20 protein-coding genes are annotated in these 17,676 nt (G+C 37.9%); 14 read left to right on the plus strand and 6 right to left on the minus strand.

The window, feature by feature from the left end; genetic code table 11:
• The first annotated feature begins 46 nt into the window (after positions 1–46).
• The 13 genes from LX92_RS14200 to LX92_RS14260 all read left to right on the plus strand — a co-directional run bounded on the left by LX92_RS14200 (position 47) and on the right by LX92_RS14260 (position 11,469).
• Complete coding sequence (locus LX92_RS14200; RefSeq protein WP_146197839.1) at positions 47–1,072, plus strand: hypothetical protein; 1,026 nt, start codon at positions 47–49, stop codon at positions 1,070–1,072.
• Positions 1,073–1,162: 90 nt separating this feature from the next.
• Positions 1,163–1,660: a hypothetical protein gene (locus LX92_RS14205; protein ID WP_109651816.1), complete on the plus strand. Its 498-nt coding sequence runs from the start codon at positions 1,163–1,165 to the stop codon at positions 1,658–1,660.
• 10 nt (positions 1,661–1,670) lie between these two features.
• The gene (locus LX92_RS14210; RefSeq protein WP_109651818.1) at positions 1,671–2,270 is read left to right on the plus strand and encodes a hypothetical protein; all 600 of its coding nucleotides are present in this window, start codon (positions 1,671–1,673) and stop codon (positions 2,268–2,270) included.
• A 4-nt stretch (positions 2,271–2,274) separates the two neighbouring features.
• Positions 2,275–2,874, plus strand: coding sequence for a hypothetical protein (locus tag LX92_RS14215; RefSeq protein WP_109651821.1), 600 nt, complete (start codon positions 2,275–2,277; stop codon positions 2,872–2,874).
• A gap of 9 nt (positions 2,875–2,883) precedes the next feature.
• Positions 2,884–3,510 carry a hypothetical protein gene (locus LX92_RS14220; RefSeq protein ID WP_109651825.1) on the plus strand — a complete coding sequence of 209 codons (627 nt, stop codon included), beginning with the start codon at positions 2,884–2,886 and terminating at the stop codon, positions 3,508–3,510.
• A gap of 11 nt (positions 3,511–3,521) precedes the next feature.
• Positions 3,522–4,100, plus strand: coding sequence for a hypothetical protein (locus LX92_RS14225; protein ID WP_109651828.1), 579 nt, complete (start codon positions 3,522–3,524; stop codon positions 4,098–4,100).
• Positions 4,101–4,107: 7 nt separating this feature from the next.
• Positions 4,108–7,155, plus strand: coding sequence for a hypothetical protein (locus LX92_RS14230; RefSeq protein WP_109651831.1), 3,048 nt, complete (start codon positions 4,108–4,110; stop codon positions 7,153–7,155).
• Positions 7,156–7,390: 235 nt separating this feature from the next.
• Positions 7,391–7,951, plus strand: coding sequence for a hypothetical protein (locus LX92_RS14235; protein WP_109651834.1), 561 nt, complete (start codon positions 7,391–7,393; stop codon positions 7,949–7,951).
• 348 nt (positions 7,952–8,299) lie between these two features.
• On the plus strand, positions 8,300–8,656 hold the full coding sequence (locus LX92_RS14240; protein WP_109651837.1) for a hypothetical protein: 357 nt from the start codon (positions 8,300–8,302) through the stop codon (positions 8,654–8,656).
• Positions 8,657–8,667: 11 nt separating this feature from the next.
• On the plus strand, positions 8,668–9,291 hold the full coding sequence (locus LX92_RS14245; protein ID WP_109651840.1) for a hypothetical protein: 624 nt from the start codon (positions 8,668–8,670) through the stop codon (positions 9,289–9,291).
• A 9-nt stretch (positions 9,292–9,300) separates the two neighbouring features.
• On the plus strand, positions 9,301–9,786 hold the full coding sequence (locus tag LX92_RS14250; RefSeq protein ID WP_109651843.1) for a DUF3592 domain-containing protein: 486 nt from the start codon (positions 9,301–9,303) through the stop codon (positions 9,784–9,786).
• Between the two features lie 12 nt (positions 9,787–9,798).
• Positions 9,799–10,521 (plus strand): hypothetical protein, encoded by a 723-nt coding sequence (locus LX92_RS14255; protein WP_109651845.1) that lies wholly within the window; start codon positions 9,799–9,801, stop codon positions 10,519–10,521.
• Between the two features lie 12 nt (positions 10,522–10,533).
• Positions 10,534–11,469: a hypothetical protein gene (locus LX92_RS14260; protein WP_109651848.1), complete on the plus strand. Its 936-nt coding sequence runs from the start codon at positions 10,534–10,536 to the stop codon at positions 11,467–11,469.
• Between the two features lie 153 nt (positions 11,470–11,622).
• Here LX92_RS14260 and LX92_RS14265 read toward each other — a convergent pair whose 3' ends face one another.
• From LX92_RS14265 to LX92_RS14285, 5 genes are all read right to left on the minus strand, one after another.
• Positions 11,623–14,268: an MGH1-like glycoside hydrolase domain-containing protein gene (locus tag LX92_RS14265; protein WP_109651851.1), complete on the minus strand. Its 2,646-nt coding sequence runs from the start codon at positions 14,266–14,268 to the stop codon at positions 11,623–11,625.
• A 177-nt stretch (positions 14,269–14,445) separates the two neighbouring features.
• The gene (locus LX92_RS22640; protein ID WP_109651854.1) at positions 14,446–14,631 is read right to left on the minus strand and encodes a hypothetical protein; all 186 of its coding nucleotides are present in this window, start codon (positions 14,629–14,631) and stop codon (positions 14,446–14,448) included.
• 32 nt (positions 14,632–14,663) lie between these two features.
• The gene (locus LX92_RS14275) at positions 14,664–14,999 is read right to left on the minus strand and encodes a 2Fe-2S iron-sulfur cluster-binding protein (protein ID WP_109651857.1); all 336 of its coding nucleotides are present in this window, start codon (positions 14,997–14,999) and stop codon (positions 14,664–14,666) included.
• A gap of 34 nt (positions 15,000–15,033) precedes the next feature.
• Positions 15,034–15,381 (minus strand): hypothetical protein, encoded by a 348-nt coding sequence (locus tag LX92_RS14280; RefSeq protein WP_146197840.1) that lies wholly within the window; start codon positions 15,379–15,381, stop codon positions 15,034–15,036.
• Positions 15,382–15,517: 136 nt separating this feature from the next.
• Complete coding sequence (locus LX92_RS14285) at positions 15,518–15,952, minus strand: RrF2 family transcriptional regulator (RefSeq protein ID WP_109651863.1); 435 nt, start codon at positions 15,950–15,952, stop codon at positions 15,518–15,520.
• 417 nt (positions 15,953–16,369) lie between these two features.
• Between LX92_RS14285 and LX92_RS14290 the strand changes: the two genes are divergently transcribed.
• Positions 16,370–17,350 (plus strand): site-specific integrase, encoded by a 981-nt coding sequence (locus LX92_RS14290; protein WP_109651866.1) that lies wholly within the window; start codon positions 16,370–16,372, stop codon positions 17,348–17,350.
• Here the strand turns inward: LX92_RS14290 and LX92_RS14295 are convergent.
• Positions 17,347–17,676: integrase core domain-containing protein (locus LX92_RS14295; protein ID WP_146197841.1), on the minus strand; the 330-nt coding region annotated here is incomplete at its 5' end. The two genes, LX92_RS14290 and LX92_RS14295, sit on opposite strands and share 4 nt — an antisense overlap.

Here is a 17,676-nt window from a genome sequence, read left to right on the forward strand (position 1 = left end):
TCAGTACTAAAAAAATAAAATCAATTCAAACTGAAAAATGATAAAAATGCGACAACTCTTTGTATTGTGCTTACTGATAAGTAGTGCTTTTTCTTGTAGTAAAGATGATGAACAATCAGCATCTGAGTTCGAAGATTTAGTAACCGATGTGTATACTGTTGGTTATGAAGATGAAGGAACAACACGCAGCGCTAAACTTTGGAAGAATGGGATAGCTACATCATTGACTGATGGAGGGAATAAGACTACCGCCAACTCCTTATTTGTTTCTGGCAATGATGTCTATGTTGTTGGCACCGGATCAAATGGAGTGGATGACATAGGAATGATATGGAAAAATGGGGTTCCTATTAAACTCACAGAACGCTTAAGGTCTTACGCCAATTCGGTTTTTGTTTCTGGATCTGATGTATATGTATTGGGATATATATCCAATGGGACGACAAGTATTGCCACCGTTTGGAAAAATGAGGAATCGATGAATTTATTTGATGGAATTGAAAGCATCGATCTCAATTCAATTTTTGTTGTTAAGAACGATGTATATGTTGCCGGAACTCAATTCAACGGACATGTAAATGTTGCTAAAATATGGAAAAATGGAGTACCGACTAATTTAACCGACGGCACCACCAACGCGGCCGTCAACTCCATATTTATTGAAGGCTCGGATGTTTATGCAGTTGGGTACGAAAATAATCAGAACGACATATCAATTGCTAAAATATGGAAAAATGGGAAAGCAACGATTTTAACCAAGGGAATAGATTATGCCACGGCCAATTCAGTATATGTTGTAGGATCGGATGTATATATTGCAGGTACGGAATTTAATAACGGTAAATCGATGGCAACCATCTGGAATAATAATTCCCCTTTAAAACTAACGAAAGGGATTTATCCGTCGTATGCAACCTCAATTTTTGTACAAGGTAATGATGTTTATGTTTCTGGCTATGTATATACCGGGCCATCCTATGTGGCAAAAATTTGGAAAAACGGAGAGGTGACAAATTTAACAGATGGCACATACAAAGCTTATGCAAATGCTGTTTTTGTAACCTCAAAATAAGAAAAACCCAAACGCTTAAAAAAGAAATCAACCCTTCTTTATTCATTAAAATTAAACTATAAAAACAATACTTAATTAAAATACAAAACAATGAAAACTTCAAAAATCACCATGGTCGTAATGGCCTTCATGTTAACAACCACTTTCTCCTTTTCACAATCGGTTGAGGGTAAACTCGCGATTAAAGGATCAGCGAAAGGCAGAACCATTAAACAGAAAACACCCGTAGCATTGTTTAAGGCATTCAAGGATGGTGAATACAACATTCATTTCAATTTTAGGACCTCCGACGTCAAATCGGATCAAATTATACTTTTTGATATGAAAACCATAGTAAAATACAATGGTAAAACCATATCCGAAACTTCGCGGGACGGATGGCCTTGGATACCAGGTGATATGTTTGTACCCATCGAAGCATTCGATGCAATTCCTGCTTTACAGAAATTCACATCAAATGAGGGGGCTAACAGTCTTCCTCCCAAGGGTGCTAGATCCTTTGAAATCATTTTACAATTGGTACCGTCCAAGGGGCAAAAGATAAAAGGGAGTATTAGCCCTGCCACCATGAAAATCACCATTGAATAAAATAACAATTATGAAAAACCACACATTTATATGCTGCCTTTTGGTGCTATTGTTTTCATGTAAAGAAAGTGCAAACCAAGAAAAGACGACAATTTCTTCTGCCATAGAAAAGGCAAAGGAAAAAACAATGGACAATCCGTATCTGGATAACGATAGCCAAAAAGCCATATATAAGGCCCTAAAGAAGAAAACGCCCTTAACCAATGATCAACTCTTTGCCATCTTACCCGAGGATATCAATGGCCATAAACCAACCAGTGACCTTGTACTTCAGGTAAGTAGTCAATTAACATCAGGCATATATGGTCCCTTAGGGAAAAAAAGCTATAATTTTTTTATTCAAGACGGTGTAGGTTCCCGTGCCATCGTAAGGAATTTTTTTGACACCTATAAGATACAGCCCCAAGGACCACCACAGACCGAATACGTTTATCAAGATCGGGATGGTTACAAGACCATTGCTTTCTTACAGCCTAAAATTAAACGCAATTTCATTCGATTTGTTTACAATAATCGGTTTGAAATCACCCTGGAAGGCCCTGATCCTGTAAAAGAATTGTGGTCTTATATCGACTTTGAAAACCTGAAAAAATTAGACAAATACAATTGAAACGATGAAACGATTATTGATTACCACTGTTATTACTCTTCTACTTTTTTCATGCAAAGGAAATGGGCAAGATCCCAATAACGATGCGAAAAATGATGTTTCCAATGTAGTTTCCACAGCCTCAATTTCCCATAACGAATTGATGTTCAACGGGGATTATGAAGATTTGTTGACGCTGGAAATGGCATCAAGAATAACGGGTTTTGAACCGTCAAAAGCAAGAAAAACACACATCTTAAAGGGCATGATCGGTGAAATATTGAGGTACAATTGGGAGAATGGAAGAGAAAAAAATAAAGAAACCATAACCCCAGGAATGAAAACAACAACGATTTCATGTACCGATCTAGTACAAATAAAATGGGTCGATACCGAAGCAGACATGGAATCATTCTTAGATTTTGTTGAGCCGGATGAACATCAAGAACTATCAAAATTAAAGGAAGTTGGTGAAAGTGCTTATTGGAATTCGAAAAAGAACCATTTAGAGGTGTATTCAAACGGTGTTTCTTTTACGGTTCAAGTAGCTATTTCAAATGATGGGTCTTTAAACAAAGAAAAAACCATCGCCTTGGCAAAATTAATCGTAACGGAAAAATTATAAATCCCAAATATGAAAACAATACTCCATCTAACATTGGCCATATTCATTAGCATACAACTTTGTAGCTGTAAAGAAAACGCTCAAAAGAATACAGATGTAAACACCAACGATACCGTTCCACAATCAATTACCAAGGAAAAAAAGGAAAATACCAGAAAAACAGCGATCGTAAATATTGAGGCGGATATCAGTGGAAAAAAATTCAGTCTAACAGAATACAATCCAGAGACCAGCACGGATGTGGTTTTTCTAAATGGGGGTTTACAGTTTAGAATACATGATTATCAAAATAAGTCGGTTTTGGTAAACATATATTCTCCCGAAATGTTCACGAAACTACCCTTAACCATAACGCGTCAAAGCTTAGCCTTGCCTCCTAAAGAGGCTGCAACGTCAAAAACACAGAGTAGGCTCGAGATATTGATTCCTTCTCGCCAACATTTTCAGGGCGACAACAAAATCCTGTATGAAGGTTCCGTTACCCTTGAAGAACTATCCACGACTAAAATACTTATCAATTTTGACGGTAAGGGGATTGCCCATGGTGCCAGGAAAAAAACGGAGAATCTATTTCCCATGAAAGGCCGGATAAAACTCGAGAACTTTAGCATTTATGATACCAGAATGAAAGAATAAAACATATCAACATGAAAACAATCCTGAAATTCACAAGTGTGTTATTGCTAATGGCTTCATGCAATACAGAAGCTAAAAAGGTAACCAAAGAGCTATTGAAAACCGTTGAACAAACGGAAGCCAAAAGTGCCGACCAACCCTCCGAATTTGATAAATTGACCAATGAGCTTTTACAGAAAACACCCTTAACGGATGAAGAATTATTGGGAGCATTCCCAAAAGAATTAATTGGTCATCCATTGGAAAAGGTTAGCGCCATTCCTTATATGCAGCAAGTTGTCGGGCAATTCGGAAACCGGAAAATATCGTTATCCGTCGCAGATGCTGCAGGAAAAAATAATCCATTAGTAACGACATTTCTTGGCTTTTATTCTTATGTGCCCCCTGCTACCGACAAAATCAAATCGATCAAAATTGAACGGGATGGTATTAAAACCATAAGTGAATTCAAGTATAATGAAACAGAGATGCGACTACTTTATGACGATCGCTATTATATTATCCTAAGTGCAAAAGCAATGGATCCCGACGAGCTTTGGAACGCTTTCGACATCAATGCATTGCGTGGTTATAAAAACCTGAATAAGTAAAAAAATCATGAAGAACCCAAAAACCACAGATGGCACCACCCGACGTGAATTTATTCAGCAACTAGCCTTATGCTATGCGGCAGCGCAAATGCCTTTGGTTTTTACCGGCTGTAAAGATGACAAACCTAATTTTGTGGGTACTGGCAAAGCTCCCTACAAAGTCTGGGAAGAAATGCTGATGGCATTGGAAACAAGTCCTGATCATTTAGAGGGTAGAATGAAATTTCTAATAGCCTCAAATGATGCCAAAGCCATGTTTGATTTTGTTCGTGACGAAATTTATTTGATGCCTACAAAGGCTAACTCTGTAGGATATATCGGAACGCAGTTGAAATGGGGAATAAAAGGGGCATTAAGATACGGAATAGCCACCCCACGGGAAAAAGCCGAGCTTTTAAATTACATGTATACCCAGGCCAAGATCACTTCAAAGGTGGTTTTTGAACGTACAAACATCCAACCAGAAGAAGTTCCTGCCTTTTTTTTAAGACCCATACAACGCAACTTTGGTCTCGATATATCCAAAAGTCAATGGAGACAATGGGAGAAAGAACTCCAGGTCAAGGGAAACCCAACCCATGAAATTCCGAAATATGATGAAGAACACAATGAATCCAAAGCGCTGGCCGAAAAACTATGGCAACTAATCCCTGATAAAGAAAAATTAGACAATCAACCGTTCGATTTTCGTTGGGATAATTGGAAAACACCAACCGTGGAATTCATCTTGAATGGTGAAACAAAATATGCGCATCTTTTTGATCCAGCAGTAGCTTTTGGGGAATTAAAAAATGATGGTATAAATATCTCTGAAGCGGATCCCGTAAAAAATAATGATGAAAAAACCAGTATTTCCATTAGCTATAGGGATTCCATTGATCCTAAAACCGAAAAAGAGTTCGTATCCGGGGAATGGTTATCAACCCAAGTTGTGGGCAATCAAATCAATGTGTCCTTTTTAAACGGTTTGAGTTTAGAACAACAAGCGATTACACCTATAGGAACCTTGCGCACCTTTACCCCTGCACTTGCTTTTCAAAGTTTTGATGAAGAAATCAAAGTCATGCAAGAGAATTCCTTTTTAGGCAATCCTTTTACGTTGGATGGGAAAATCATCGATGTATCTGGGGATGAACCCAAAATAAATGGAAATACCATACTTAAAAAGCCAAATACGGAGTTACAGAAAAAAGTTGCCGCATTAAAGATCAAGGCTTTTCCCGCAAATTATCCATTGGTAAAATTACATGTAACCCCAACCGATGAAAATGGGGCTTTTGTAGAAAATTTATCGGCCTCGGATTTCTCAATTACCGATAATAGCAGACAAGTACAGGCGTTGATGGAAAGCAACCGCCCAACCCCGCGGATTTTGATTCTTTATGACACCTCATTAAGTATGCCTAAAGAATATTATCAAGAGCATATGGATGCTTTTATAGAAAGTCTACACCAATCTATTTTAAAAGAATACCCAGCGGCCTTTATTACCAAATGGAAAACACCTTCGGAAATTTTCACATGGTTATTAAAAGCATCAAAATCCGATTATGATCTCATCATATATGCCACGGATGGAGACAATAATGATTCTTATTCCGAGACCAATGCGGAAATCTATAAAAACGGCGCACCTACTATTGTCTTAAATGTCAATGATAGTGAGTCTGGACATAGTGTTGAAACATTCAATAAAATGGCAGAAATCACCAACGGAATGGTGTTAAAAGCGAAAGACCAAGCAAAAACCCTCGAAGCTATAACCGATTATATCTCGAAAATGGAAATTCCGCCGTATGTTTTCACCTATTATGCCGTGGGAGCGGAAGAGGTGCATGAGGCCATCTTAGGTATTGACAACAAGAGGATTACCGTAGCTGAAAAATTTAAGTTCGTTACCAACGCAACAAAAGAAATAGGGCAATCATTGATCGGACTCTATTGCACCATTAAAACCGGAAATACTACCATAAAAAGGGTTTTGGCGGGTTGGGATCCACAAACCGAAATTAATAAACAACCGGATTATTTAGATTCCTTAGCCGTAAGAAATACGATACTCGGGGGTGCTACCCTTTATTTTGAAGGGGAAGGTCCTACCATTTCAGCAGCCTTATCGGATGTTTTAAAATACAGATTGACTACACGGTCTTGGGGGGAAGCACTTATAGACAATGATACCAGCAAGGCAAAGGAAGAATTTGCTAAAGGAGGTTACCTATACCACCCTGAAATCATATCCCTTATGGCACCACTGGGTGATGCTATTACCACAAATGGCATGACCTTTTCCTCTGGCATTCGCATAGCCATTATAAAACATAAAATTGGTGTGGGGGAAAAAGCATCCACAAAGTCATTCGACTATTTGCCAACCTCAAAGTATACCACATTAACGAAAGACCCAGATTCCGCATTTAAAATCACCTTGGAAAAAACAGCACAATTGGCGGTAAGGGAAGCCCATTTTTTCACCAACAGTACAGTCTCTGAATTAACAAACAGCCGACTATTAGAAAGGCAAAAAGCAATTGATAATCAATGGTTTCAAGAGAAAAAAGAAACCTTTTCACAACCCTACTATTGGAGTGAACGGATTCACCGGGGTGATGGAAATTTTAAAATTTTCGATGAAGCCGCCGTGAGTTTGGCCTATTGGCAAATCAATCAAAAAACAGGGGAGCTATTTGGCATATTGGCTGATGGAACAGGTGGTGGGTCTAATAGTATTGAGAAACAACTTAAAGAGCTTAATAAAGTTATGGATATGTATATGTTAGTTTTTTCTTCAATAGGGGCTTCAGGTTTGGCACTTGGCATTGTAGCCGCCTATGGCAAAACGCTTGTTAAGCTCTATGCCATTGTTACGGAAGTCATTATCATTATGGATCCGACAGGAATGGACGAAAAAGTTATGGCGGCTTTACAAGAACTTGCCTGTAATGTAGATAAAGAAATTATGTTTTTTGCTTTTGGAAAGGTAGGGGAAGTAATGGGTGGATTAGATGTTATAATAGGCCTGATGGGTGATGGAAGTGGCATATTCAAATGTTAATAACAATTTTATAGCCAAGAAAAAATAATCTATTAAGACATAAACAAAATGAAAAAACACACTAGAGAGATTATAAAAATAATATATATAGTTTTTCTTGTAGCCCTTCTGTTTGCATGTAAGGACAACAGGTTGAGGTTTTTTACAATCCAAATAAGCCAAAAATAGCAACATCGGAACCAAGAAGAAAAGATGGAGCTAATGGATTATTCATCAAAAACTAAAAAGTGTAATTATGAAAAACTATTTAAAAATACTAACGGTATTGGTGTTAATGGTCTCTTGCCAATCCAATAAAAAAGAAGCTGTTAGTTCAAGTTCTGCTCAAAAGAAAAGCATGGATTCCTCTAAAGATTTACAGTCTAAAACAACCTTATCTGAACAGCAGTTTGGTGATTTTTTTCCAAAAGAAATCGGAGATTACAAATTAATAGAAGTGTCTGAATCTACAGTACTGTCTCGCACAATTACAAGTGCATTTTATTTGAAAGGTGATAATATGAAAAATAATATGGAATACCGTGTTGAAGATGGTCATAAGAAAGGTTCTTCAGTGCTTAAAGATTTTGAAATATCCTATAAGTACCAGAATAAAGGGGAAGGAGAAACGGAATATATTTATAAAGAGCGCAATGGCTACAAAACCATTGCCTTTTTACAACCAGAGGAAAACCGTAATGAGATTCAGTTTATTTATAATCAACGCTTTAGCATCATTCTGGAAGGTGCTGATCATCCGGATAAACTATGGACCTACATAAAAGAAGAGGACTTAAAAAAATTGGATAAGTATTAAGCCAGACAGTTTGCAAAAACTAACAAAAGACCTCACAAGACAAACTTACAATAATTGAATAAAAAGCAAGATTATTCAGCCAATATGCATGGATTGGGTTCATGTAGAAGAAACACATCAATATTAATATTTTAAACATATTTAGAATGAAAATAATAAAAAACCATTTTCTTATTACATTATTATCCATGTTTGTATTTGCATGAAATAGCAAAGAAAACAAAACGAATGCACCAGAAAATAAAAGTGTGAAATCCGAAAAATCGACTTCTACTAACTCCCCTTGCGAACTTATTTCAATGGAAGAAGTGAAAAGTATTTTTTTAAATAACAGAATACCCTATAGAAATGAAAGATTTAGTTTACACGTATCCTACTTGTGTTTTTAAATGGGAAGATGGTAAAATTACAACGTCGGTATCTTTTGGAGGTCAAGAAATTAAATCTACTATACCTAGTGAAGTATTAATTGTTATGGTAAAAAACGCTAATGAAGATATGTTCAAAAGATCTACATCAGTTTATAAACAACCGGAAGAAATTTCCAATATGGGCACTATGGCAGTTTGGTATACAAGGATGTCTCAATTAACGTTTCTTTCAAATAAATATATATTTCCTGTGCATGTTAAAGTATCTAATAACGGCATTGAAAATAATGAAAAAGCCATTGAAGTTTCGAAGCTTATTATTGAAAAAATATAAAAACAAAGAACATGAAAAATATATTAAGTTTAACCCTAGTTATAGTACTCTTGGCTGCTTGTAAAGACACTCCAAAATCAAATTCGAATAAATCCAAGATTATGGAAGGAGTAATGAATGAAATAACTGGCAAGAATGAAGAAATAAATAAAAAATACGATCTTCTACTCAAGGAATTAGGTGCCAAGACCCCACTAACCAATAACCAACTCATAGCGGCATTTCCGAAAAAATTGAACCATCTCAATTTAGATCCTTCAGAACAGAATACAAAAGAACCTGAAATCACCGATACCCAACTTGTTGCAGGCAGCTTTGGGGATGACACCATTAGAATGGAAATTTTGGATGCCGCAGGCCAAAAAGCCGTTGGTGCCATCTTACCCTTAAAAATGTTGCACCTCAACAAAATAACTTCAGAGAGCAACAATACCATAAGATATTCCAAAATTGAGCGCAACGGAATTTTAACCTTTGGTACTGATCGGGATGCAAATACAAAAGCCGATTTTCAATCCGAACTTCGATTTCTTTACGGTAATCGATTTTATGTTACCTTGGTAGGAAAGGGGATGGACACCGATGCCCTTTGGAAAGCCATGGGTATTGACAATTTGAATGGCTTTAGAAATTAAATCAATAGTATGGAATACATTCAATCCCTTAGTCAGTTTCAAATAGTAGGCCTTGTCTTGCAATTGATACTTCTGCCATTTTTATTTATGGCCCTTCGCCGTTGGTGGTGGGCAAAACAATCCCACCAATGGCCCAAAGTCAAGGGAGTGGTAACAAAGGGGCTCGACTTCCCCCTATCCAAAAAAATCGATTTTCTATACACCTATGAACTCAATGGCGCCACTTATACAGGCGAAGAACCATTTTTTGCCAATTCATTCAAGAATTTTTCGCAAAAGAAGGCTTCAGGGTTAATTGCTAAATATGCGCTTGGAAAACAGGTAAATGTTTTCTACAATCCTTCAAACCCTAGGATATCGACCTTGGAGCCAGGAAGAAAGGATGGTGTAATAGGTGCCTTACTACTATTGTTCCTACTTTTCTTATTAGGGGCCGTATCCTTCTATCGTCCTTCTTTACTAGTGGAAGCCATAGATTATTTTTCTAACCGTTAGAACACATTTATTATGAAAAAATCAGTTATGTTTTTAGTGGCCTGTGCCTTTCAATTTGGCATGGCCCAAACCAATAACACGGTGGAGGATTTTCCGTTGAGAGCTACGGATTTGGTCTTGTTTTCCTTCGGAATGGACAACCCCCTTACCATAGGAACCATCTCGGATTCTGGAGAAATAACTTTCAATTTTCCAAAAGACCTAAATGCCATTACTGATGATGTAAAAGCCAATTTTATGTCGGACACGGCATTTACCCTATTTTCCAAATGTGATAATAGTTATGACATGCTATCAGAGGATGAAAATGGCAAAGCCGTCAATGCTGGGCAAATTTCATTAAGCACAAAAGAGAATCCGTATTCGGGGTTGCTGTCTATGGTTACGGATGAAGCGTTGGTCCCTTGGCTGGAAGACACCTATTCGAATAACGCCGTAACCGGATCCTATTTTGAACTGGTTTATATGGAATCGGATTTTAATTATCAGGGGGAATGCACTTCCACAGTGTCCAATACAGAAAACGATACCATTATAACAACCTATAGCTACGATTTGCAACTAAAAGCCGGATTTAATTTCATTGAATATAAAATCGAAAGCGTACTTGAACATGCCATTCCTAGCATGTATGAGGAAGGTGTTTTTGACAACATAATGAAGCCTAGTAAAATAAAGGTTACTTCAACACAATCAGTTCCACCAACAATAAAGTGGATTGGTAAATATTTCTAAAATATAGTAAGCATGAAAACAATACATAAGATTTTCCCCATACTTATAATCCTTATTGGGTGTACAGGTTTCTCCCAAACACCTGAGCAACAAAAAATGATAGATAAGGCCTTGAAAATGCGGGATAGTATCATGGAGAGCCTTAATCTTGAAGAGGTCCAAAGGAAGGCAGAACAGCAGCAAAAAAGGCTCGAATCGGATAAGCAAAGTAATAATACAACGAGCCCTATCCCTAAAGCCATAAAAAATGAGGATAAATATTGGAAAAATACATTAGCCAGCGATTCCGGCAATACACTGAAAAATTGGAACAACGGAGACGCCGATCTTGTTTTCAACTATTCTTATGACCCGGGAAAAGATAAGGTACAGTATGTCAAGATCGGCGTCATTAGGGCAGATGGCACTATTGCATTGAATCCCATAAACAAAGTACCCATACTAAAACCTATAAAGGAATTTAAGGATAACAACAATTTTTTTGATATCCATAATCCAGATGTTTATCAATACCATAATGAAGATTCCGGATTTAAACTCAACGCTTATTTATCGGTATATCAAAATGATAAACAAATAGGGATCTTGACCATCGGAAATTCTGAAAAAGTAACCCGAAACCTATTAACATCCGGGGATTTATATTATGGTGATGAGGGGTATCTATTGTCATGGGTTTATGTTGACGAAGCATGCGCAATTATGGCCCATGAAAATTGGAAAGGGGATTTAAGCAACACGGGCACTCCATTGCTGGTTGAAACTACCGTTACATATGACCTTAGTTTTAAACCGGGATGGAATTTGGTAAAAACGGAAGTTATTGGAAAATATGAATTTCCAAACGCTCCCGAAGAGGACCGATCGCGATATAAAAAGCACGTGCATACGATGGTGCCTTCCATTCCTGATGATGCCACTTATTACTTTAGATCAACGCTGTACTAAATGATCACCTTTCCCCAATTAAGGGTTGCTGCCTTATTTTAAATAAATCAGGACTAAAGAAATTACTTCCACGGTCAATTTCTTCTGCCAGGAATGAAGGTCGTAACCCTTATAGCAATAGTTATATTACAGAAAGCAAAGCTAGCTTTGGAATCATTTTTTATTCCGGTTAATCTCTTCGATAAGATTGGCCACCAAGGCCGTCCATCCCGTTTGGTGTGACGCGCCGACACCACGACCATTGTTACCATCAAAATATTCGTAGAAAAGAATAAGATCCTTAAAGTATTCGTCTCTATATTTTTCTTTGTGCAACGCATGAATAGGTCGATTGCCATCTTTATCCTTGTCGAACATCGCAATCAGCCTTTTGCTGATTTCAAATCCTATTTCCTTTAAATTCAAATAATTACCGCTTCCTGATGGGAATTGGTATTTAAGGTTATCTTCAAAATAGTTGTGATATTCCTTGAAAGTACCGATAAACAAATAGTTCATTGCCATCCAAATGGGTCCTCGCCAGTTGGAATTGCCACCGAAAAGGTCCGTTTGGGATTCGGCAGGTTCATAGCTAATGCCGTAATTGGTTCCATCAATTTCAATATTATAAGGTTTTTCATGTCCCTTGGACAAAGAACGTATACCATGGATTCCCAAAAATTCAGATTCATTCAGCATACTTTTAATCAAAATATCCATACGTTTCCTGGGTACTAGGGAAAGTAAAACATCCTTATCGGTAGCATATTCCTCAACAACCTGGTACATGGCGTTTTCCACACGGTATTTGCGAAACCACTCTATACTACCACGAAAACGGGGTAGTTTATCCAAAGTTTCTTTTCTAATGTTCAGTACGGCCGCCAGTGATAATAAGCCGGAAATTGAACGGACCTTGATGGGAATCGACTGTCCATCCGGCAATATCAACGTATCATAGAAGAATCCCTCTTTCTCGTCCCAAGAACCTGGGGCGCCTTCCTTTAGTTTGTTCAGTGCTTCGGCAATAAACACAAAATGGCCAAAGTATTTGATGGCCATATCCTCAAAAGTATCATCCTCAATGGCAATTTCCAGGGCAATTTCCAACATATTAAGGCAATAGAGCGCCATCCAGGAAGTACCATCTACCTGTTCCAAAATACCTCCTCCGGGAATTCCCCCACTTCGATCGAAAACCCCAATATTATCCAAGCCTAAAAACCCTCCTTCAAAAATATTCTTATCGAACCTATCCACACGGTTTATCCACCATGTAAAATTGAGTGCCAATTTATTGAACATCCGTTTTAAGAATTTCAGATCCCCTTTTCCGGTGTCCCGTTGCTCGATTTGGTAAATATGAATGGCCGCCCATGCCTGTACAGGCGGATTAACATCGCTAAAATTCCATTCATAGGCAGGAATCTGGCCATTAGGTGCCATAAACCATTCCTTGGTAAATAGGAGCAACTGTTTCTTGGCGAAATCAGGATCTATCATAGCGAAAGAGACGCAATGAAAGGCCGAATCCCAAGCAGCAAACCAAGGATATTCCCAAGCGTCGGGCATGGAAAGGATATCATGGGTACGCAAGGTTTTCCAATTACTGTTTCGACCATGGGTTCGTTCGGGTGCCGGCTTATCATCCGAATCGGTATTCAACCATTTCTCTACTTCATAATTATAGTATTGCTTGGACCAAAGGAGTCCGGCAAAAGCCTGTTTTTGTATTTCCCGCTGTTCTTTCGAGGATTTTTGGGTTACATTATTCAAAAACTCCTGTGATTCTTCTTTCCGATTCGAAAAAACAGCCTCAAAACTATTATCAAAAGGTACTGGGAGGGGTTCCTTTGTTAATCTTAATTTAATGGTTCGGGTTTCACCCGCTTTCAGTTTCAATTCATAAAGGGGTGAACATTTGGTTCCTTCACTTTTCTTCTCCGCCAGCGAATAATCATTTTGGATGACCGCATCATGAAAAAGGTCTTTTTTATATGGATGGTCATTTTTCTCATTGAAAATCTTTTCACGATTCGTTTCGTTTTCGGTAAACAAAACTTTTGAAGGCCTCTCAAAATACAGGGTATAATCACCTACATAGGGATGTCTAATGGAAACGGAGGATGCCTCCTTATCTTTTTTGATTATGGGTTTTTCGTCCATATCAATAAAACTCCAGAAATTGCGTATCCACAACGTAGGTAGTAGATAAACCGGTGCTGTTTTGGGTCCTCGATTACTGATTGATATCTTTATAAGTAAATCTTCCGTATCGGCCTTGGCATATTCGGTAACGACATCAAAGTATTCATTGTTATCAAAAATTCCCGTGTCAAGAAGTTCATATTCATGTTCCGCTTTGCCCCTTATTTTGTTTTCCTCCACCAATTTCCCATAAGGAAACTCATTCTGGGGATATTTGTACAAATGTTTCATGTACGAATGGGAGGGGGTGTTCTCCAAATAGTAATAGAGCTCCTTTACGTCTTCACCATGGTTGCCTCGAGGTCCTGAAAGACCGAACAAACGTTCTTTTAAAATAGAATCTTTCCCGTTCCATAGGGTTACCCCAAAACAGATGTTGCAATAACGATCGGAGATTCCGGCAATACCATCTTCGCCCCAACGATATGTTCTGCTTCTGGCATGATCGTGTGGCAAATAATTCCATGCGTCTCCATTGGAACTGTAGTCTTCTCGCACCGTTCCCCATTGTCGCTCACTTAGATAAGGACCCCACTTAAGCCAATCTTTGTCTTTTGAATAGTGTTCCTTTAGTCGTTTTTGCTCTTTGGATAGTTCTTGTATATTGTCCATGGGAAGAAATCATTGGTGTAACAAAGTTAAACCATTGGAGGGGTTTTTACACCCTTTTCGATCTATCATGTTTTTACCAAGAAACCCAATCAGTATATAAAAGATGGCTATTTTTTTTATGGATCCAATAGATTACCTACCCTACCTACATTCGGGGAATATGTGTAACCACAAAATTCATGGTAGCGGAAACATCAAATACCCACCGTCTGAATTTGCGTTGGGATAGAGAAACACTGGGGCTGGTAGGGCTATAAGAGCCTTTTTACGGACATTGAATGGACTTTCCTTATTGTTTGGAAGTATGGCCTTAAAACGGGGGCAACCACCATACAATGCATTGGAAAGGGAAACGGGTGCCATAAAACCGATTTCCAAAAATCGATCAGTACTCGCTAAAATACCTCATCATCCTTTAAAATTTTAAATACAACCCCATCCAATTGGGCTGTAACTGGAATTTGACATGCTAAACGACTTTGAAGGGTGCTATTTCCCAGCTTGGAGAGGGTTTGCTTTTCATCCGCTTCCATTTTTTCTGAAATTGGACCTTTGATCACCTGAATATGACAGGTACCACACCAAGCCCTACCCTTGCAGTCACCCCAGTCTTCAACATATTTATCGAAGAGTAGTTCCATAAGGCTATGGTATTCGTTGGGCCTAAACATCACATCACATTCTTCCCCGAATTCATTATAATACTTAAGGCTACATTGCTTTATGGTCATCCATTCATTGCTAAAAATCAAATTCCAACAGACCTTAAACCAAATATGCGACTATCACCGAGCAACTGAATACCACACTCAATATAAGTAGATTGAATGCGATTTTTGATTTCAATTGGGCGAGTATCGATGCATTAAAGGCCATACAAAAAATAGTGATCAAAAATACCACGAACATTTCGACTGCCGTAGGCCTACCGTGCATTAGCAAAAGCATTACGGCCACCGAGCCCAAACAGCTTTGACCAATAATGGCGATTGCAGCATAACCCATTCGGCCTTTTTTAAATTCGGCCAACAGATTATTATACGTTTTTAAGGGTCCGTTTTCCATTCTTTGAGTATCGGAATGGGTCAAATCAGGGTTATTTAATACATCCATAACTTTTGTTTTTTTCTCCCTCTTTACCATTCGACCGAAACATCAGGAGGGTAGATGTTGCCGGCTCGTTTTATTTCATTGTCATTTTACTCCATATTCTAATAGGATAATTTTGTCCGATTTAAGGATAATTTTTTTAGCGTTTCAAGAAGGTCAGTCCCACTTCTAATCCAGCCGTCATTTCATATAAACTGGTATTTTCGAGCATTTCCCTTAAATCATTCCGAATATCCACGAATTTGCTATGAACCGGACAAGGTTTGTCGGCGTTACATTCTTTTAAGCCCAATCCACAGCCGGCATATATGGTATCCCCATCGATGGCATCAACAATCGCGCTTAGTTTCAGTTTATCCATTTGTGTCCTCGATATTTCGAACCCGCCATACGCCCCTTTTACGGATTCAACGATGTTATTTTTGGACAACAACTGTAAAATCTTTGCGGTAAAGGCTATGGGGGAATCAATTTTATCGGCGATTTCCTTTAGGCTTACCCTTCTGCCATCAAGTGATTGCATAGCAATGTAAGTTGCTGCCCTTAAACCGTATTCACATGCTTTTGAAAACATTATACTGCTATTGATTATAATACTAAGATACTACTATTTTTAATTAGGATAACATTGTCCTATTATATTTTTCAATTTATGATGCCCTAAAGACAAGCTAGACACCGTGGAAACCCTTGGAAACAAAAAAGCCACTCTTACGAATGGCTTTCCCTTTTTGCTCCCCCTCTTGGACTCGAACCAAGGACCCTCTGATTAACAGCCGCAAATGGAGTGTTTTCATTTAGCTCTATATGTCTTCTTATAATCTGATTATCAATATTTTATGATTTTTTGTTTTGCATTTGGTTTTACAATAATTACATTTAATAGCCCATTTGTTGTCCCTATGTTGTCCCCATGATTATCATATGCAACCTATAACAGCAAGGTCCTCAAATTAAAATAATGTAAATGTTGTCCCCAAATGTATAAAATATGATTACGCTCAAAATTGTTCTTAAAAAGAAACTGCTATCAGATGGAACATATCCTGTCTGTTTACGAGTTACTAAAGAAAGACAATGTAGACATTATAAAACTCCGTTCAGCGCAAAATTGAGTGAATGGATAGAACCCATAGGGAACTTCAATAAACGAAACCCAAACTACATCCAATATAACCGGTTACTTGTAAAGTTCAAGGAAAGAGCCTACAGAATAATAACAGATTTAGAAATTGAAAATCCTGATTATTCACTACAGGATTTCGACACAAGCTATAGAATCACCTTCAACCCTGTCAAGAATGATGTTTTCTCCTTTTTTGATGAGATTATAGAAGAAATGACCTTTGCTGGTCGTATCGGAAATGCGAAATCCTATAAGGACGCTAAAACCTCGGTTCAAATTTTTCATAAATTCAAAAACCTTAATTTTAGGGAAGTTAACCCTACTTTTTTAAGTAAATACGATGCTTTTCTCAGGTCCAGAGGTGGCACCGATGGCGGTATCGGTGTGAAAATGCGATCTATTAGAGCATTGTTTAACAAGGCAATAGAACGTGGAGTTATCAAAGAAAGTCTTTATCCCTTCAAAACCTATAAAATATCAAACCTGAGAGGCAAAGGGTTTAAACGTGCTTTGGATTTCGAAGAAATCATGCGCATCATTAATTTTAATTTGAATGACTTTCCACATTTGATAAATACCAAAAATTATTTCGTGTTTAGTTTCTATACCAGAGGTATGAATTTTGCAGATATGATGTGCTTGGAATGGAAAGATGTGGAAGCTAATATCATTTATTATACTAGGGCAAAAACTAAGGGAAACTTCTCTATAGCCATAATGCCTCCGGTGCAAAAAATATTAGATTATTATCGCGCTTATGGTTATGGCAACAAGTATGTTTTTCCTTTACTTTTTCGAGAAGACTATACCCCTACCTGTAAGCTTCCCCTAATTAGAACTGCTTAGTTTTCTAAAACTTCATTAAAGTTATTGTTTTTAATTCTTTTGGGGCTAGCCCCAAAAGAATTAAGTTCCGCGTATTTTACGGGCGGTATTTTACCCAAGGCATCGTGGGGCCTATGATGGTTATAATCGTTCATCCAGATCTGTGTCTGTTCCCTTACTTGGTCTAGGTTTTCAAAGATATATTTGTTCAGCACCCCACGTCTATAGCTTCCATTGAACCTTTCCACATAAGCATTTTGGGTCGGCTTGCCCGGTTGGATATATTTGAACTCTATCCCGTGCATCTGGCTCCAATCGTTCGTTATATGGGCTATGAACTCCGGGCC

Source organism: Maribacter polysiphoniae (assembly GCF_003148665.1).
Lineage (GTDB): Bacteria > Bacteroidota > Bacteroidia > Flavobacteriales > Flavobacteriaceae > Maribacter_A > Maribacter_A polysiphoniae.

What these genes read in the sequence shown, in the direction of transcription:
- LX92_RS14200 (WP_146197839.1), top strand. Translation starts at nt 47, where the DNA reads ATGCGACAACTCTTTGTATTGTGCTTACTGATAAGTAGTGCTTTTTCT.
- LX92_RS14205 (WP_109651816.1), top strand. Translation starts at nt 1,163, where the DNA reads ATGAAAACTTCAAAAATCACCATGGTCGTAATGGCCTTCATGTTAACA.
- LX92_RS14210 (WP_109651818.1), top strand. Translation starts at nt 1,671, where the DNA reads ATGAAAAACCACACATTTATATGCTGCCTTTTGGTGCTATTGTTTTCA.
- LX92_RS14215 (WP_109651821.1), top strand. Translation starts at nt 2,275, where the DNA reads ATGAAACGATTATTGATTACCACTGTTATTACTCTTCTACTTTTTTCA.
- LX92_RS14220 (WP_109651825.1), top strand. Translation starts at nt 2,884, where the DNA reads ATGAAAACAATACTCCATCTAACATTGGCCATATTCATTAGCATACAA.
- LX92_RS14225 (WP_109651828.1), top strand. Translation starts at nt 3,522, where the DNA reads ATGAAAACAATCCTGAAATTCACAAGTGTGTTATTGCTAATGGCTTCA.
- LX92_RS14230 (WP_109651831.1), top strand. Translation starts at nt 4,108, where the DNA reads ATGAAGAACCCAAAAACCACAGATGGCACCACCCGACGTGAATTTATT.
- LX92_RS14235 (WP_109651834.1), top strand. Translation starts at nt 7,391, where the DNA reads ATGAAAAACTATTTAAAAATACTAACGGTATTGGTGTTAATGGTCTCT.
- LX92_RS14240 (WP_109651837.1), top strand. Translation starts at nt 8,300, where the DNA reads ATGAAAGATTTAGTTTACACGTATCCTACTTGTGTTTTTAAATGGGAA.
- LX92_RS14245 (WP_109651840.1), top strand. Translation starts at nt 8,668, where the DNA reads ATGAAAAATATATTAAGTTTAACCCTAGTTATAGTACTCTTGGCTGCT.
- LX92_RS14250 (WP_109651843.1), top strand. Translation starts at nt 9,301, where the DNA reads ATGGAATACATTCAATCCCTTAGTCAGTTTCAAATAGTAGGCCTTGTC.
- LX92_RS14255 (WP_109651845.1), top strand. Translation starts at nt 9,799, where the DNA reads ATGAAAAAATCAGTTATGTTTTTAGTGGCCTGTGCCTTTCAATTTGGC.
- LX92_RS14260 (WP_109651848.1), top strand. Translation starts at nt 10,534, where the DNA reads ATGAAAACAATACATAAGATTTTCCCCATACTTATAATCCTTATTGGG.
- LX92_RS14265 (WP_109651851.1), bottom strand. Translation starts at nt 14,268, where the DNA reads ATGGACAATATACAAGAACTATCCAAAGAGCAAAAACGACTAAAGGAA.
- LX92_RS22640 (WP_109651854.1), bottom strand. Translation starts at nt 14,631, where the DNA reads ATGGCACCCGTTTCCCTTTCCAATGCATTGTATGGTGGTTGCCCCCGT.
- LX92_RS14275 (WP_109651857.1), bottom strand. Translation starts at nt 14,999, where the DNA reads ATGACCATAAAGCAATGTAGCCTTAAGTATTATAATGAATTCGGGGAA.
- LX92_RS14280 (WP_146197840.1), bottom strand. Translation starts at nt 15,381, where the DNA reads ATGGATGTATTAAATAACCCTGATTTGACCCATTCCGATACTCAAAGA.
- LX92_RS14285 (WP_109651863.1), bottom strand. Translation starts at nt 15,952, where the DNA reads ATGTTTTCAAAAGCATGTGAATACGGTTTAAGGGCAGCAACTTACATT.
- LX92_RS14290 (WP_109651866.1), top strand. Translation starts at nt 16,370, where the DNA reads ATGATTACGCTCAAAATTGTTCTTAAAAAGAAACTGCTATCAGATGGA.